General features: G+C 61.2%; 10 protein-coding genes and 2 tRNA genes. 2 read left to right on the forward strand and 10 right to left on the reverse strand.

All coding sequences use genetic code 11. The features are described from left to right. Positions 1-228: 228 nt before the first annotated feature. From EPA99_RS01485 to uvrB, 4 genes are all read right to left on the reverse strand, one after another. Positions 229-1899, reverse strand: a complete 1671-nt coding sequence (locus EPA99_RS01485; protein ID WP_129469412.1) for a type IV secretory system conjugative DNA transfer family protein — start codon at positions 1897-1899, stop codon at positions 229-231. A 13-nt stretch (positions 1900-1912) separates the two neighbouring features. Further along, on the reverse strand, positions 1913-2149 hold the full coding sequence (locus EPA99_RS01490; protein WP_129469413.1) for a hypothetical protein: 237 nt from the start codon (positions 2147-2149) through the stop codon (positions 1913-1915). A gap of 464 nt (positions 2150-2613) precedes the next feature. Then, positions 2614-2688: transfer RNA gene (locus tag EPA99_RS01495), tRNA-Val, on the reverse strand. Between the two features lie 169 nt (positions 2689-2857). Beyond that, a complete protein-coding gene (gene uvrB, locus EPA99_RS01500) occupies positions 2858-4879 on the reverse strand; it encodes an excinuclease ABC subunit UvrB (RefSeq protein WP_129469414.1) in 2022 nt (673 codons plus the stop codon). A 159-nt stretch (positions 4880-5038) separates the two neighbouring features. Here uvrB and EPA99_RS01505 point away from each other — a divergent pair, with 159 nt between their 5' ends. Both EPA99_RS01505 and EPA99_RS01510 read left to right on the forward strand, forming a co-directional pair. Further along, positions 5039-5599, forward strand: coding sequence for a GspH/FimT family pseudopilin (locus tag EPA99_RS01505; RefSeq protein ID WP_164978542.1), 561 nt, complete (start codon positions 5039-5041; stop codon positions 5597-5599). Between the two features lie 54 nt (positions 5600-5653). Further along, a tRNA-Asn gene (locus tag EPA99_RS01510) sits at positions 5654-5730 on the forward strand. Positions 5731-5884: 154 nt separating this feature from the next. Here the strand turns inward: EPA99_RS01510 and EPA99_RS01515 are convergent. The 6 genes from EPA99_RS01515 to EPA99_RS01540 all read right to left on the reverse strand — a co-directional run bounded on the left by EPA99_RS01515 (position 5885) and on the right by EPA99_RS01540 (position 12315). Then, entirely contained in the window at positions 5885-6304 is a 420-nt protein-coding gene (locus EPA99_RS01515) for a type IV pilin protein (RefSeq protein ID WP_241688217.1), read from the reverse strand. A 10-nt stretch (positions 6305-6314) separates the two neighbouring features. Then, positions 6315-9599 (reverse strand): pilus assembly protein, encoded by a 3285-nt coding sequence (locus EPA99_RS01520; protein WP_241688218.1) that lies wholly within the window; start codon positions 9597-9599, stop codon positions 6315-6317. Positions 9600-9670: 71 nt separating this feature from the next. Then, positions 9671-10204, reverse strand: a complete 534-nt coding sequence (locus EPA99_RS01525; protein ID WP_129469416.1) for a pilus assembly PilX family protein — start codon at positions 10202-10204, stop codon at positions 9671-9673. Next, positions 10201-11205, reverse strand: a complete 1005-nt coding sequence (locus EPA99_RS01530) for a PilW family protein (RefSeq protein WP_129469417.1) — start codon at positions 11203-11205, stop codon at positions 10201-10203. The genes EPA99_RS01525 and EPA99_RS01530 overlap by 4 nt, the downstream gene beginning before the upstream one ends. After that, the gene (gene pilV, locus EPA99_RS01535) at positions 11202-11693 is read right to left on the reverse strand and encodes a type IV pilus modification protein PilV (RefSeq protein WP_129469418.1); all 492 of its coding nucleotides are present in this window, start codon (positions 11691-11693) and stop codon (positions 11202-11204) included. Before pilV ends, EPA99_RS01530 begins: the two co-directional genes overlap by 4 nt. A 7-nt stretch (positions 11694-11700) precedes the next feature. Beyond that, entirely contained in the window at positions 11701-12315 is a 615-nt protein-coding gene (locus EPA99_RS01540; protein WP_338325368.1) for a GspH/FimT family pseudopilin, read from the reverse strand.

The raw sequence follows: 12315 nt of genomic DNA on the forward strand, positions 1-12315 counted from the left end.
GGCGCCATAGCCGGGTCATCCGAGAAGCGGAGCGCAGCCTCCCCGCGCCTCCGTCGAACCGCACCGACCATGCCGCACCCCTGAATTCCCAACGCTTCCTTGCGCACCATGACAGGCAAATATTGCAGTCCTTGCGATGAGATGAAGATTCAACATCCCTCGCCGTCAGGTCAAGCCGTGAGAGTGATGTCCATCACGGAATTGAGAACCTCGTCACCCCTTAATCTTTTATTGTAAAAGCTGAACGGAAACAGGCGGCAACAGGCGCTTGGTGAAGTGCCGATCGGCGTAGTAGCGAATCTTTTTGCATTTCACGGGGTTGGCGATGCCCTCGTAGAGGAAGACTTCCTTGTCCTGCCCCATGGCCTTCAGCTCCTGGGGCAGCATCAGCGCCCGACGCTCCTCGCTGGTGCTACGGGTGACGTCACGGCCCTTGGTGATGTTGCGCTTGCGGATCGTGGTGTAGCCAAGCATCTCCGAATAGTCGTTGGCGTCCTGCTGCTCACGGGGGGCGTAGAGGATCTGCAAGGCGTGGTTGGTGATGATGGTGCGCGAGAGCTCCTTGCCGTAGGTGGCATCGAGCTGGGCCATGCTCTGGATGATCGGCAGCAGGCGCAGGTTGTAGCCGGCCATGTAGGCCACCGCCGACGCGATGATGTCCACGCGGCCGATCGAGGTGAACTCGTCCATCAGCAGCAGGCACTGATGCTTGAGCGCCGGGTTGTTCTTCGGCAGCTCCTTGGTGTTGAGGTTGATGACCTGGCTGAAGAACAGGTTGATGATCAGGCGGCTCTCGGCCAGCTTGTTGGGCTGGATGCCGATGTAGATCGACATCTTCTTCTTGCGCAGATCATTCAACGAGAAGTCGTTGGCCGATGTCGCGGCGTCCAGCACGGGGTTGATCCAGGCGTTCAACGGCTCCTTCAAGGTGCCCATGATGGAGGCGAAGGTTTCGTCGGCCTGGGACAGCAGGTTGGAGAAGGCCTTCTTGGCGTGGGCGCCCAGGAAGGGGCGCGAGGCCAGCGAGCGCAGGTAGGCCTTCATGTCGTTTCCATCGCCGGAGGAAAGGCGATAGACGGCCCCCAGCGTGGGCGCCCCCGCCCCTCCCGGGAACCCGAGGGCGCGCTCATCGTCCCAGTTGTCGAACAGGTACAGGGTGAAGGCCATGAACGCATTGCGCGCCTGACTGACCCAGAACTTCTGATCGTCCGAGCCGTCGGGATACAGCATGGCCGAAATGCTCATCAGGTCCGAGACGCGGAACGCCGGGTCGTCGGAAACGTAGCTGAGCGGATTCCAGCGATGGGTCCTGCGGTCCTCGGCAAACGGATTGAACAAGAAGACCTCGTGGCCCTGGCTTGCGCGCCAACCGCTGGTCAACTCGAAATTTTCCTGCTTGATGTCCAGGACCACCACCGATTCCTGGTAGTCGAGCAGATTCGGAATCACCACGCCGACGCCTTTGCCCGAGCGGGTCGGCGCGGCGAGGATCACGAACTGCTGGCCACTCAAGCGGACCAGACGTCCACCAAATTTGCCTACCACGATGCCGTTGCCCGAGTCCTTGAACAACCCGGCCCTAGAGAGGTCCGAGGCGCTCGCGAAGCGGGCATCGCCGTGCAGCGATTGCTTCTTCGGCTTGAGGATCAGGAACAGGCCGAGCAAGTAGACGATGGCCGCGACACCGAAACCGATGTAGCCGCCGATCTTGATCTTCTGGACGTAAGGCGCGAGCTGCGGCATGTCCAGGGCACGGACATAGCTGTAGTAGGTGCCCAGACCGAGCACGGATGTATCGATCCGTAGCAGCATCAAGGTCGCGTAGCCGGCCAGGTAGACGCCGGCCAACAGCGACAATACGGTGAGAACCAGAATGCCAACAGGCTTTGCGTAACTCATCCCTGAGAAACCTTCAGCGTCTCAATTTCAAGCCAGCGGGTTGATGGTCCACGGAGCGCGCATTCCCCTGATCGACCAGCAGATCCAGGTAAGCGCGTGCCTCTTCAAGGGACATATCCTGCCTGACCCGCGCGCCGGAGTCTGTGAGGACAGCGTAGTTGGCGCGGTCGCCGATCGAGTACTGCGCGTCGTCGGTCAGGGCGACGAGCTGGTAGCGCCCCCTGGAAATCACCAGATGCTGGTACGTCATCTTGCTTGCGCCCTTCCCGGTCACTGCGCCGAATACTAGCGGGTCGGTGCGGCTTGCGCCAAAGGGGGAGCATTGCGGGAAGCTTGTGCCTCGAGCGCATTCCGGGCTATGCGGGCACCTGGCAGTCCGCGACTCGTCTGTGGCTGGCCGCCATCGCCAACGCCCTGCACTGCCCTGCACCACTGGAAGCGCGGCGCCGGCTGCAGCCTCTTCAAACATGAACCATGCGGGTCGGTCGTGAGCTGCGAGCCCGCGACCCACCAAGTGCGTCCGGGTCCACATGTCCGGTCCGCGATGGTCGATCCGCAGTTCAGGGGGCGGGTCCGTCGCGCGCCCATGCTCCCGGCGACGGCCAAGCAAAGGGTGTCCAAGCAGCCGAAGGCGCTGGGTGGGTCACAACAGAATCTACGCTGGGACCCTTGGGGCCGAATCCACTGAAACGCTGATGCAAGCTTGGTTTCAAGTGGTGGGCGGTACAGGGTTCGAACCTGTGACCCCTACCATGTCAAGGTAGTGCTCTACCGCTGAGCTAACCGCCCGAATCCGCTGCGCCGTGGCAGCGGGGCCGCGCATCATAGCACCGTGCCAGGGAGAGTGGAATATCTACGCCGGATTGAGCCGGATTCCCGGGCTAGGGCAGCCTCTTGCGCCATAACACAGGCGCAGGGCCGGCATGCCTTGCCCAACCGTGCCCGCCGCCTCGGCGGTTCACACCGCCAGGCTGACCGCCTTGAGCTTCTGGATCTCGTCGCGCAGCCGTCCCGCGTCCTCGAACTCCAGATCCTTGGCGTGCTGGTACATGCGCTGCTCCAGTGCCTTGATCCTGGCCGCGATCTGGCTCTGGCTGAGCTGGCTGTAGTCGGCCTGCGGCTCGGCCACGCGCTTGGCCTTGCCGCGCTTGCCGGTCTCGGCCGCCCCGGTGTCCTCCCGCGCCCCCTCCAGGATGTCGACGATCGGGCGCGCCACCGACTTGGGGACGATCCCGTGCTCGGCGTTGTACTCGATCTGCTTCTCGCGGCGCCTGGCAGTCTCGTCCAGCGCCGCCTTCATCGAGCGGGTCACGGTGTCCGCGTACAGGATCGCCTTGCCGCGCAGGTTGCGAGCTGCGCGACCGATCGTCTGGATCAGGGACCCGGTCGAGCGCAGGAAGCCTTCCTTGTCCGCATCCAGGATCGCCACCAGCGACACCTCCGGCATGTCCAGGCCCTCGCGCAATAGATTGATGCCGACCAGGACATCGAATTTGCCCAGGCGCAGGTCGCGGATGATTTCCACGCGCTCGACCGTGTCCACGTCCGAATGCAGGTAACGCACCCTGATCCCGTGCTCGCTGAGGTACTCGGTCAGGTTCTCGGACATGCGCTTGGTCAGGGTGGTCACCAGGACGCGATCGCCCATGGCCACACGGTCGTTGATCTGCGTCAACAGGTCATCGACCTGGGTCGCCACGGGCCGGATTTCCACTTCGGGATCGATCAGACCCGTCGGACGGACCACCAATTCCACGATCTCTCCCGCCGATTCGCGCAGCTCGTACGGGCCCGGCGTGGCCGAAACGTAGATGCTGCGCGGGGACCGCTGCTCCCACTCCTCGAACCGTAACGGCCGGTTGTCCAGGGCAGACGGCAGCCGGAAGCCGAACTCCACCAGCGTTTCCTTGCGCGAGCGATCGCCCTTGTACATCGCTCCGACCTGCGGGATGGTCACGTGCGATTCGTCCACCACCAGCAGCGCATCGGCGGGCAGGTAGTCGAACAGCGTCGGCGGCGGCTGACCCGGTGCTTTGCCGGTCAGATGCCGCGAGTAGTTTTCGATGCCCGAGCAGAAGCCCACCTCGGCCATCATTTCCAGGTCGAACTGTGTCCGCTGCGCCAGGCGCTGGGCCTCGACCAGCTTGTTCTGCTGGTACAGCTGCTCCAGGCGCTCCTTGAGTTCGATCTTGATGCTGTCCACCGCACTGAGCGTGCGCTCGCGCGTGGTGGCGTAGTGGGTCTTGGGGTAGATCGTGTAGCGCGGAATGCGCTTGAGCGCCTCGCCGGTGAGCGGGTCGAAGACCGTGAGCTGCTCGATCTCGCCGTCGAACAACTCGATGCGCAGCGCCTCGGCGTCGCTTTCGGCCGGGTGGACATCGACGACCTCGCCGCGCACGCGGAAGGTACCGCGCTGCAATTCGTACTCGTTGCGGGTGTACTGCAGCTGGGTGAGGTGACGGATGAGCTCGCGCTGGTCGATCCGCTCGCCGCGGGAGAGGATCAGGCGCAGGGACAGATAGTCCTCGGGCGCACCCAGGCCGTAGATCGCCGAGACCGTGGCCACCACCAGCGCGTCACGGCGCGACAACAGGGTCTTGGTCGCCGCCAGGCGCATCTGCTCGATGTGATCGTTGATCGAACTGTCCTTCTCGATGAAGGTGTCCGATGAAGGTACATAGGCTTCCGGCTGGTAGTAGTCGTAGTAGCTGACGAAGTACTCCACCGCGTTGTTCGGGAAGAACGACTTGAACTCGCCGTACAGCTGCGCGGCCAGGGTCTTGTTCGGCGCCATCACCAGCGTCGGCTTCTGGATCGCCTGGACGACGTTGGCGATGGTGTAGGTCTTGCCCGACCCCGTCACGCCCAGCAGCGTCTGCTTGGCCAGGCCGGACTCGAAGCCCTCGACCAGACGCTCGATCGCCTTGGGCTGATCGCCGGACGGGGAGTAGGGGGAGATCAGCTGGAAGGTTTCGCTCATGAGGCCTCTGTCGTTTCGCCCGGATCATCGCACCACTTGCCTGACGGCCATGTCGGCAAATTCCTACATTCAGCAATGAAGGCGGCCGATGGGCGGCCTTTGCCGCGGATCGCACCATGTCCACACCGGAAGATGTCCGGCAGACATGGAGTCGTCGCAATGGAGATTCAACCGCCTGTGCCGTACCCGCAGTCCGCCCCACACCTGCGGGGCTTCAGCCTGATCGAGGCGATGGTGACGCTGGCCGTCATGTGCATCAGCCTGGCGATCGGGATTCCGTCCTTCAAGTCGCTGCAGTCGCGCCAACAGACCGCGGCGCTGACCAATCAGCTGCTCGGTCACATGGCCGGCGCGCGCAGCGCGGCGATCACCCGCCGCCAACCCACCCTCGTCTGCCCGACCCAGGGCGACGGCCGCTGCCGCAGCGACTCGGACTGGTCAGACGGCTGGATGATGTTCCACGACCCGGACCGCAATGGCCAACCCGACCTGCCCGAGGACGTGCTGCGGGTCGAAATGGCCCGGAAGCCAAACGGGTTCACCATCCGCTCCACCGGCGGCCGCCCGCTCCTGCGCTACAGCACCAGCGGCCACGCCGGCGGCAGCAACCTCACCCTGACCATCTGCCAGGACGGCAAACCCATGAGGTTGATCCGGGTCAACAACAGCGGACGCCCAAGGTCGGAGAAGCCCGACGCCCGGTCCAGCTGCCACTTGTGAGAGATGAAAGGGGAGTTGCACCCTTGGCAAGTCTTCCCTACAATTTGCAGCCCCGCCCGAATAGCTCAGCCGGTTAGAGCACTTGACTGTTAATCAGGGGGTCGTTGGTTCGAGTCCAACTTCGGGCGCCACATTCGAAAGCCTCGCCGCCTCGGCGAGGCTTTTTTCGTTTGAGTTGATACTGCGACTTTGAGTGCACGTGTCCCAACTCATGCGACAGCCAGCAGGCGCAGGACCAGCAGGTAACGCTGGTCAGGGCTCATGTCGAGCTCAAGGCGACGGGTGTTACCAGCAGTTGGCTACGGTGTCAGATCCAGTCACGCTCCGTACGCCCTGGGCGTTCAATCTGAGCGTTGCGCAGGCCGTGTCCTTACTGGCCTGGATGCCTTGCGGCACAGCCTGCAACTGGAATGTGCGGGCACCGACCGCGCCATTGAAGCTCACCGTGTAGAAGTTCGCGACATCGTCGCAAGCGGCGGGCGCCGGAGCGCCAACGTAGGTCATATTGGTCGTGTAATACCGCTCCATGAACTGCGCGCGTTGCTCAAGACACACGGCAGCAGTTGCACGACGCGATTTGATGACCTGATTCTGATAGCTCGCATAAGCGATCCCGGCGAGGACGGCGATGATGAGCACAACGATCATCACCTCCATCAAGGTAAAGCCCTGCTGCTTCAACGAATGATTGCCACCGACTTTCACGGGTCACCTCCTAGTTGGTTCTTACTTCGCGCCAAGACACGCGACCCGCCGTTCTCGGATCCTCTTTGGCGACGCAGGCCTTGTTTCCCATCGAACCACCGACGCAGACCTCACCCGTGCCGTTCCCACCGCCCAACAGCGATGGCTGACTTACCATTCCCACACCGAGATCGACTGAACCAATCGGGGTCTGGCTGGAGCCGGATCCAATGTTGTCGTTGGTGAAGTCGCCGTCGTTGTTTACATCGAAGTAGGACGTCAGCGTACTGGTCCCGGTAAACGCGTCCAGCGCATTGAGGAAACCGCGCCCATCCGACTCGCAGGCCGTGTTGGTGGGAATAACGCTGGAAACAACGAGCACGCTTCCATCCATGACAGGCGTTCCAACGACACGCTCGCCTTCGGCAGTCCCCGGCGGGTTTGGAGGCGTGAGTAGATCGATGAACCAACCCGGCGACGCGGGCGGCAATGCCGAGTTCGCCTCGAAACCGCGGGCGGGGAGGCCATTGCTTGCCGTGCCGATGATCTTGATTTTCCGTTCGGTCAGCGAAGCCCTTGAGACCGTGGCACCGGAATCCACGATTCCATAGAGGCTTTGCACGCTCTTGTCGATGATGTCGCCGACGGTGATGAATCGCCCCGTCCCGAAGAAGACCCATGTCTTGAACGTCGAAGGCTCCACGCCGACCATCAGCCCTCCGGTGATTGGCTGAACCACACCGCCCCGGGCCGCACTGAAGAGCTTCTTCATCTTCGAAGCGCCATCCCAGGAGCCAGCGCCCCCCGTCAGCGAGAACTTCCAGACGTTGCCCAGCATGTCGCCCGCATAGATCGTGTCAAGCGTCCCATTGCCATCCTCGTCTCGACCGATCGGCGCCATCAAGCCATTGGGGGCCGTCGCCGAGCCCACATTCGTGTTGATTTCCTTGATCAGGGTCCCCGTCGCGAGATCGTAGATCAGCAGAGCCGCCTTATCGTTGGAGCTGTTGAGACCGTTTCCGACAATGACCACGGTGTCGCCAGTATTGAGCCGGCCGATGATCGGCCGCCCAAGTATCAGCCCCATGTTGCGCCCCGGCGTTTCCGTTTTCTCCCACATGACCTTGTTGGAAGCGAAAGAACCAGGCGAGGTCACATCAAGGGCAAAAAGGCCTTTCCCGCCCCGTCCCAACGGACTGACGAGATAGCTCTTACCAGGCGTCTGTGTTTCCGAAGAGACCAGAATCGAGCCGTCGACGAAGTATCTGTGCTCGTAATCCGGACGACTTAGTGAAGCGAGCTCGGTGAAATTGAGGCCAGCCGGCACATAGGCGAATCGCTCCTGTCCATTGTTGGCATTGAAAGCGTGCAACATGCCGTCATTGGCACCCACATAGATCGTGTTGGTGCGCGGATCATAAACAGGGCTTGAGCTGACGATGTCTCCGAGGAGCGTCGTCCGGTTCCTCAGATTGCCGCCTTGATTTGCCTCAAGTGAACGATCGCCCTTGATGTATTGCGCATTATCAGCACCAGTGACCGGGAAATTCGAAGAGCCCGTCCTCTCCAGCGCGACCTGCTGGCTCGGCGTGGGAAACTCAGCACCTACGGTCCCATCCGAGGTGAACACCCTCCGTCCCGCGTATTGGATCAGACTGCCCGCCTCCCAGGATGCAGTCGTGTTGAACGAGGACGTCACCCCGCTCCAGGCATATGCGGACAGCTCTCCAGACCAGATGCCGGAGAGGTATCGCGACTGGTAGATATAAGTTCCTGCTTGGACACGCGCACCGTTGGCGCTCACGTTCGAGAATGAGCCGGTACGGTTCGCGATGGTCGCTAGCGAGTCCTGAAGACCTTGTTTGAATTGCTCTGGATCCGTTGCAACCAGGAACTTTCCGCGACCGTTGATCGTTGCATGCCACATGTCATCGATGTTCTCGATGACATTTTTACCTGGGCTTGGCCAAGCTGTGGTCCCAGCAACCAGACCCGGAAGCGCAGTAGTGGGATCGAGCCGGCCCCGGGAGCCAATGGAAATTCCAAAGGTCACCATGTGTTGCCAGAAAGCCGGGTCCTCGGCTGTAACCGGCACAACGTTCTCCAGATCCGAACGCAGGTCGCTCTTCCAGTAGCGCATCGCGACGTCAGCCATGGTATTGGAGTCCCCCGTCTTACCACTGTAAGGCGGACCCGGCGTGTACTCATATGCGGCGTTCTTGGGCCCGACAATCTTCGCGCCCGCGGCGCTGTCCTGCTCACCCACGCCACTGTAGGACTCATTGGAATAGCCATCGGAGGTCAGAATGGCGAAGTTCTGACGGCACGCATACTGGTCGCTCCCAGACTCGGGCCCCCAGGGCCCATTCGCTGAGGAGCTGCTGAAATAGGTTCCCGCGCGTTCTAGCGCTTTTCTTGAGGGCGTAGCATCACTGCCAGATGCGCTGTAAAGGCGATCAAACCAAAGCGTTCGATTATTATCAGAGCCAGCGGGACCATTTGGATCCTCGAAAAGACCATTATTGCGCTGAACCGGGATCGGATAATCTTCAGTGATCACATTCCCCGGAATAGAGCTTGCGTTGCGCTGATGAATAGTACGAAAGCCAACGCGGATATTACTGCCAAGCGCACTGAATGCGCGCCCAGAGCCGGCCTTTGCAACCTTCATCCGTGTCCGATGATAGGAGTACCAAGTTGCAAAGTTTGTAAATTCATCTGCCTCAGTACGTCCGGTAGGCGTAACCCGCGTGCAAAGCTTCCACCGGTAGCCGGCCCCGTTGGAACCACTGCAACCGCTGTTTCGCAAGCCTTCGTTCGCAGCTCCCTCGACCCATTCGCTGCGAATCACTCTGCCATCGGTACGCAACTGATACCGATAATAATTTGCACCATTCCGCAAATAATCTTCATCCTTACGCGACTCATCTTTCGGAACATAAAAGTCTCTGTCAGCATTCGAAAGGTTGGCGGAGCCAGTTAAAGAGCTTTCATTGGTGTAAACGGAGGTGTAGCTAGTCCCGCCTGTCATTACAGTTCCCGACGAATCGACCCAAGGCTCATAACTAACCGCAGGATTGTAATAAATCCAGTTTCGGACATAGGTCTGCGCACTGATGAGGTCACCCTCCTCATCTAGTTTCGGCTTTCGCGTCTCACCCATTTGGTCCGGCATCGTCGTAAACGACATCGAGCCCGAGTCATCGAGGATGAACAGCACATTCGGAGGGATCCGTGCGCTCGTGGTGAGTGGCTCGGTCGGCATCACGATCCCCGCGCTGGCCTGACCGGCCAACAACGCCAAGGCGACACCCATCAGTGTCGGGCGGAGGCGGTCCAGGCCGCCACCAGCACCACTACGGATTGAACGCTTCATCTGCCGCGCCCTCATTGGACCAGGTAGTTCGATTGGAGAATGACTTCTGCACGACTTCCATCATTACTTCTGCTGCGCGCGGTGACGCGATAGCGCGGCGCCATGCATAGCGGCGACCGGTTCGCTTCGTCGATCAGGTCGCATCCAGGCCAGGTCGGCGCCATCCCCATGAATTCCACGAAGTACTGGGGGGTCATGGCATTCGTACTGACTCCGCTGGACGCATTGACCCATCCCGTGAAAGACGCATCCTTCCACCGGTCGGTATCAGTCGCGACCGGCCGTGAGCACATTCCACCTGAGCATCCGCTGGCTGGAACGCTAGCCAAGGCAAATCCCTGGGCGAGCGTCTCTCCGTCACGCAACGCAGTCTCCGCCGCCTGGAATGCCAGATTGCGGTCGGTCAAATTGGCCGCCATGCGCTCCTGGAGAATCGAGCCGCGCATTGCGGCAAGACCGAGCAAGGTCATGATCAGCAGCAGGATCAAGACGACGAGAAGCGAAACGCCCTGCTGGAGCCGTGGACTGAGGGGTGCGATCTTCATTCGTTTCGGTTCCGAAGCATCACTACGTGGCTGACCTCGCGCGTGACCGGTTGACCGTCGGTTCCAATGGCATCGGGGGTGGCAACGACAAGCCGGACGCGAACAGCGGTGACAGCGTTCCAATCGGTGATGGCGGACGCATTGCGATACAGCGGATTACCAGTCGCCAGATAGGTGATCTGCATATCGTTAACGCCCTCAGCCACTTCGTTGGCGACGGGCACCGCGGATCCGGAAGGCGGCGCCAGCTGATAGAGGGATCGGCCGCCGCGTCCGTTGAAGCCGATGAACCAGGCTGTGGCATGCAACTTGGCGATGGTTGAGTTGGCGCCGAAAGCATAGTCGACGCCGCTCGCACAGTTGACAGGCAATCCAAGACTCTTGGTGCAGTTGCCGGGCGTCACTCCTCCCCCTGCATTGTGGATCAGGTTCGTATTGGTGCCTGGCGAAGCGTTGGTGACCTGGAAAACTGCCGCCTGCCGGTTATCGCAAATGATCGCCAGATCGCCGGAGCTCAAGCCATGGTTCGCAGTATTGAGTTCGATGCGAGCGGAAGAGGGATTAGCGCTTGCGACCGTCACGCCTTCAGAACCAGTACTCTTGATCTCGATGGCATCGGTGTTGCTCACCCGCCGAGCCGCGGCGGTGCCAAACGCCACCCCACTGAACGCGGCAGTATTGTCGAACCCCTGTATTGGACTGGACCAATCGCTGTACCAGTTGGCCGTTGCACTGTTCAGCACGTTCGCGGTTGGCAAGCCACGGCTGCACGCATTACCGCCGGCTTCGCGGATATCCAATGCCATCAACTCGAAGGCGGTGCGCACATTCTCCTGCAGGCGGCCCACGTTTTCGGCGGCCCGGTAGGCCTGCCGGTTGCTCGAAAAAATCGCGATCGCGGCACCAAGCACCATCAGCCCCAGCACCATGGCGATCATCATCTCGATCAGCGTCAACCCCGACATTCGAGAGCGCCCGACTCTGTAGCGAGTGCGAATCATAGGAGGACCACCGTTCTGACCTGCTGAGTCTCGCTCGCCGAGCCGGAGATATCACGGCCGCGCTGGTCGTCCCATTGCACGATGACCGTGCAGACTCCAGCGGCAGTGCAGTTGATGTTGCCGCACGTCGTGGTGTCTCCCGCCGCCCCGTTGCCCATGGAATTTTTGAGCGACGTCATCCAAGCATGCCTGTCCGCTGCGGATTGGCTTCCATCGTCTTCCGGCACGGCGCACGCCATTCCCGATGTGTTGTACCTGCCTGCCCGCGCCTGAACCCTGTTGACGCGCATCGCATCAATGATGGAATAGCTCTGGATGACCGCTTGGGAACGCTCCATCGAACTCTGGGTGTTACGCAGCGAGGTGGTCTGCATGGCAGCAATGCCAAGCATTCCCACTGCCATGATCAGCACGGAAATCATGACCTCCAGCAAGGTAACGCCGGCCTGATTGCGTGCGGACGATCTCAAGTTCACGGGCGAATGCATAGAAACCTCACGCGGGATTGGCAGGAGTCGCACAACTCGCGCCACCATTGGCGGCCGCGACTGCAACGCGACTACCGCTCACCAGTTGCACCAGACGAATGTTCTCCGCCGGCTGACTGGTGGCCTTGCATACGGAGAGCGCGCCACGCAGCAAGGTCCCGGCACCATCTCGCGCCAAGCCATCCGCGCCATACACGATGCGCTGGCTGTTCCCGGAGATGGCAGGACTGGCAAGCAAGGAGACGCCACTGCGGATCGTGCCCGTCCTTAATACTTCATTGGCGTTGGTCAGCAGGCCGTTCCCGTCGGTATCGACGTAGGTGACCCAGCGGCTCCACGCGCCGCCGGCCGTATCGCAGGACGTCCCATTCGTGGACTTGCAGACGATCACTCGCCTGTTGAAACGAATCGCGTCCATCCGTGCGGACTGCATTGCCACCACGAGCTCATTGGCCTGGGAGGTGAGCCGCTGCCCATTGATCAGCCCGACCATGTTCGGAAATGCAATCGCCATCAGGATCGCGGCGACGGCGACCGTCACCATCAGCTCCACGAGCGTGAACCCCGCCGCATGCGTGCCTGTCGGGCCCCTCATGGAGAGGCACCCTGTTCCCCTGCTCAT

The sequence above is a fragment of the Pseudoxanthomonas composti genome (assembly GCF_004122095.1).
In the GTDB taxonomy this organism is placed as follows: domain Bacteria; phylum Pseudomonadota; class Gammaproteobacteria; order Xanthomonadales; family Xanthomonadaceae; genus Pseudoxanthomonas_A; species Pseudoxanthomonas_A composti.

Coding starts and splice junctions, on each gene's coding strand:
- EPA99_RS01485 (WP_129469412.1), bottom strand. CDS start 1,899: ATGAGTTACGCAAAGCCTGTTGGCATTCTGGTTCTCACCGTATTGTCG.
- EPA99_RS01525 (WP_129469416.1), bottom strand. CDS start 10,204: ATGAAGATCGCACCCCTCAGTCCACGGCTCCAGCAGGGCGTTTCGCTT.
- uvrB (WP_129469414.1), bottom strand. CDS start 4,879: ATGAGCGAAACCTTCCAGCTGATCTCCCCCTACTCCCCGTCCGGCGAT.
- EPA99_RS01490 (WP_129469413.1), bottom strand. CDS start 2,149: ATGACGTACCAGCATCTGGTGATTTCCAGGGGGCGCTACCAGCTCGTC.
- EPA99_RS01530 (WP_129469417.1), bottom strand. CDS start 11,205: ATGATTCGCACTCGCTACAGAGTCGGGCGCTCTCGAATGTCGGGGTTG.
- EPA99_RS01505 (WP_164978542.1), top strand. CDS start 5,039: ATGGAGATTCAACCGCCTGTGCCGTACCCGCAGTCCGCCCCACACCTG.
- pilV (WP_129469418.1), bottom strand. CDS start 11,693: ATGCATTCGCCCGTGAACTTGAGATCGTCCGCACGCAATCAGGCCGGC.
- EPA99_RS01520 (WP_241688218.1), bottom strand. CDS start 9,599: ATGGGTGTCGCCTTGGCGTTGTTGGCCGGTCAGGCCAGCGCGGGGATC.
- EPA99_RS01540 (WP_338325368.1), bottom strand. CDS start 12,315: ATGAGCAGGGGAACAGGGTGCCTCTCCATGAGGGGCCCGACAGGCACG.